This is a genomic window from Roseateles sp. P5_B10 (assembly GCF_056400485.1).
Genome location: NZ_JBFULE010000504.1, coordinates 1 through 3867 on the forward strand (window position 1 = coordinate 1; position 3867 = coordinate 3867).

General features: G+C 72.3%; 4 protein-coding genes. 2 read left to right on the forward strand and 2 right to left on the reverse strand.

Features of this window, described 5'->3' with window-relative positions:
* A partial coding sequence (locus AC1DU6_RS22775; protein WP_477859791.1) for a winged helix-turn-helix domain-containing protein occupies positions 1-477 on the reverse strand: 477 nt, incomplete at its 3' end.
* 120 nt (positions 478-597) lie between these two features.
* On the opposite strand from AC1DU6_RS22775, the gene AC1DU6_RS22780 reads away from it, so the two are divergent.
* Both AC1DU6_RS22780 and AC1DU6_RS22785 read left to right on the forward strand, forming a co-directional pair.
* On the forward strand, positions 598-1290 hold the full coding sequence (locus tag AC1DU6_RS22780) for a hemerythrin domain-containing protein (RefSeq protein WP_477859793.1): 693 nt from the start codon (positions 598-600) through the stop codon (positions 1288-1290).
* 100 nt (positions 1291-1390) lie between these two features.
* A complete protein-coding gene (locus tag AC1DU6_RS22785) occupies positions 1391-2050 on the forward strand; it encodes a peroxiredoxin (RefSeq protein WP_477859795.1) in 660 nt (219 codons plus the stop codon).
* On the opposite strand, the gene AC1DU6_RS22790 is transcribed toward AC1DU6_RS22785, so the two are convergent.
* A partial coding sequence (locus AC1DU6_RS22790; RefSeq protein WP_477859797.1) for a hypothetical protein occupies positions 2020-3867 on the reverse strand: 1848 nt, incomplete at its 5' end. The two genes, AC1DU6_RS22785 and AC1DU6_RS22790, sit on opposite strands and share 31 nt — an antisense overlap.

Consider the following 3867-nt stretch of genomic DNA (forward strand, 5'->3'; position numbering starts at 1 on the left):
GCTCTTGCCCACGCCCGGGCTGCCGACGACGCTCACGCAGCCGGGGGCGGCCAGCGCCTGGCGCAGGCGGGCCAGGTCGGCGTCGCGGCCGAACAGCGTGGTGGTGGCGGGCGCGRGCAGCGGCGCGGCGGCGGCCTGTGCCTCGTCGTGCCGCGCGGCGGTGAAGCGGTAGCCGCGCCCGGGCACGGTGGCGATGGCGTCCTCGCCCAGCAGGCGGCGCAGCGCGTTGACCTGCACGCGCAGGTTGCCCTCTTCCACCACCAGCCCGGGCCAGACGCGCTCGATCAGCTCGGCCTTGGTGAACAGCTCGGCGGGGCGGGCGGCCAGCGTGAGCAGCAGGTCCAGCGCGCGGCCGCCCAGGGCCGAGGGCTCGCCGTCCACCAGCAGCCGGTACTCGGCCGGGCGCAGCTCGAAGCGGCCGCCCGGGCCGAAGCGCAGCGGCTGGGTCGGCGGGCGGGCGGGTTCGGTGGCGGGCAAGGCGGCTCCGGTGATTGCGCCGGGCACTGTAAAGCCGCCGGTTTAACAACGTTGAACAACCACCGAACCGCGCCTGCCGCGAGCATTCGTCCCACAGCAACACGCCACCCAGGAGCCGCAATGAMCGAACCCGAAGTCTCCGTTCCCGCCATCATGCGCAACTACCACGAGGTGCTGCGCAACGACCTGGCCAAGGTGCTGGCGCCGCTGGCCGAGCGCGGCGACCTGGGCGGTTTCGCGCCGGCCTGGGCCGCGTATGTCGACGCCATCGCCGTGCATGCGGCCATGGAGGACGGCGTCGAGGGCGCGAGCGGCGGCATCACGTCCATGCTGGACCTGCATTTCGACGGCGCTGCAAACGCGGCGATGTTCCGCGCCGAGCATGTCGACGAGCACGAACTGCAGGCCGCCGTGACGCGTGCCATCCCGCTGGGCGTCGGCGCGCTGCGCGATGCCTTCGCCGCCTACCGGGGCTGCGCCGAGGCGCACCTGCTGCACGAGGAGGACATCATGATGCCCCTCGTCAACCGCCTGCCCAAGGAAGGCAAGGCCGCCCTCTTCGCCCAGTGGTGCGTGTCGGCCGGCATCGCCCAGGGCGGCTTCGACCACCTCGTGGCCCACGGCGTCGCGTCGCTGGCCGCCTTCGGCAGCACCAAGAACTCGCCGGTCGGCGCCACGCGCGTGTTCGTGCACTCGCTCAAGACCGTCTGCACGCCCGAGCAATGGGCGCGCTACGGGCCCATCGCCCGCCGTGCGGCGCCKGCCGACGTGTGGGCGGCCGTGCTCGCTGAAGTGCCCAGCCTCGCCAGCTGATTTCCATAGACCCTTTTCGATCAAGCTCATGCGGAACGAGGCCTTGCTTCGTTCCTATCATTCACCTTCCTGCCCCCGAGCCCACCCAAGGAGAGACACCATGTCCCTGCGCATCAACGACATCGCCCCCGACTTCACCGCCCAGACCACGCAAGGCGAGATCAAGYTCCACGACTGGATCGGCGACAAGTGGGCCGTGCTGTTCTCCCACCCCAAGGACTTCACGCCGGTGTGCACGACCGAGCTGGGCTATATGGCCAAGATCGAGCCCGAATTCACCAAGCGCAATGCCAAGCTGATCGGCCTGTCGGTCGACCCGGTGGACAACCACCACCGCTGGGCCGCCGACATCGAGGAGACCCAGGGCCATCTGCCCAAGTACCCCATGATCGGCGACAGCGACCTGGCCGTCGCCAAGCTCTACAACATGCTGCCGGCCGATACCGAAGGCACGTCCGAGGGCCGCACGGCGGCGACCAACGCCACCGTGCGCTCGGTCTTCATCGTCGGCCCGGACAAGCGCATCAAGCTGAYGCTGACCTACCCGATGACGACGGGGCGCAATTTCGACGAGATCCTGCGCGTGCTGGACAGCATGCAGCTGACCGCCAAGCACAAGGTCGCCACGCCGGTGAACTGGAAGCAGGGCGACGACGTGATCATTGCCGGCTCGGTGAGCGATGAAGACGCCAAGGCGCTGTTCCCGGCCGGCTGGAAGGCGCCCAAGCCCTATCTGCGTATCACCAAGCAGCCCACCTGAGACCCGCATGCCTGGGCTTCCAGGCGGTGCAGCGGCGCGCTGTAGTAGGGGCTGACACCCGGTTGGGTGGCCAGCGCCGTGCGGGCCAGCGCGGCCCAGCGCGCGGCCTGGTCGCGGTCGCCAGCGCGCCAGGCGCACAGCGCGGCCACGCCGTGCAAGCGCGYGATCTGCGGCGCGGCCGGGTGGTGCGGCAGGCTCAACGCGGCGACGAAGGCGCGCATGCGGGCCAGGCCGGCGCGGGCGTCCGGCTGCAGGCACTGGCCTTCAGCGCGCAGCAGCTCAGGCCCGGTGGCGAAGCCGGCCGTCAGCATGGCGTCCTGCGGCTTGGCCTCGTGGCGCGACGCCAGCGCCAGCGCCTGGCGGGCCAGCGCCGCGTCGCCGCTGTCGACAAGGACGCGGGCGCGGGCCTCGCGCAGCACCTCTTCGTACCAGGCCGGGTCGTGCCCGGCGCCGCGCAGCGCTTCGGGCGCCGGCGCTTCGTCAAGAAAACGCAGCGCGCCGGCCATCTCACCCGCCATGCTGGCGTTCAGCGCCTGCAGGCGGATATCTCCGGCCAGCAGCGGATGCAGGCCCTTGCCGGCCGCTACACGGGCCTGGCGGCGCAATGCAAAGCGCTGGGCCGCCAACTCGTGCTGCCCGCGCTCCATGGCCGCATCACCGGCACGGCCGTGCGCAATGGTCAGTTCGACCGGCCGGTGCAGCAGCGGCAGGCGCTGCGTGTAGTCGGCCTCCACCAACGGCGCGCCCTGCGCCACGTCGCCCCAGTTCAACAGCAGGCGGCGCAGATGCCCCTGCACCTGGGCGAGCAGCAGCGGCGGCACACCGTCGCCCAGGGCGCGCAGCCTTTGCAGGCAGGCCTCCAGCTCGGCGCGCACGCGCTCGAAAGGCAGCGACAGCGTCGTCGCATACATGGCCGACCAGACGTTGGCCGCGCCGACCTCCGCGCGCACCGCGTACAGGCCGCCGCGCTCGCGCAGCGTGGCCAGAGCCGGCGCGAGCAGGGCCAGGGCGTCGTCGTGCCGACCCTGCTGGGCGGCCCAACGCGCGCCACGCAGGCCGGCCTCGGCGGCGGCCAGCGTGTCCTCGCCTGCAGCGGCGGCGCGGAACTCAACCAGGGCCTCGGGCTCATGGCCACGGCGGTTCAGCAGCTCTCCGCGCAGCAAGTGGCGCCACGCCTGCCCAGCGGCATCRGCTGGCGCGGGCAGGCGCGCCAGCAACATCTCGGCCTCGTCCATGCGACCGAGATCGACGAGGGCACGCGCCTTCAGCAGGCCTGTGTCCACGTCGCCGGGCGTGTCGGGCAGGGCCGCGAGCACCTCGTCCGGCCGCCCGGCATCAAGCCGCGCACGCCCCAGGCGCTGCGCAGCCGCGCGTGTCTCGTCGGCCGGCGCGGCCTGGGCACGCAGCGAGGCCAGTTCACGCTCCCGCAGGTTGACGGCCAGTGGCGCGGCCCCCATGGTTTCGTAGGCATCGCCCAGCACGCGGTAGAGCCGGGCCCGCTGGGCGGGATCGCCGGCAAAGCGTTGCTCAATCAGCTGCGCACCGCGCTCCAGCAGCGGCACTTCGCCGTCGCCGTGAGGATGACGGGCCTGCGGCTCGGCGCCAAAGCGGAACATCTCGGCGACGAACGTCGTGGCCACGTTCTCGCGCTCGGCGGCCTGAGCAGCGCGCTGGCGCTGGCCAGCCAATTGCACGGCCAGGGCGACGACCACAACCAGCACGCCGCCAGCCAGCATCGCGGCACGACGGCGACGACGCAGCAACAGGCCCAACCGCCGCAGCGGCGCCGCAGGGCGCGCCTGCACCGGCTCCTGACG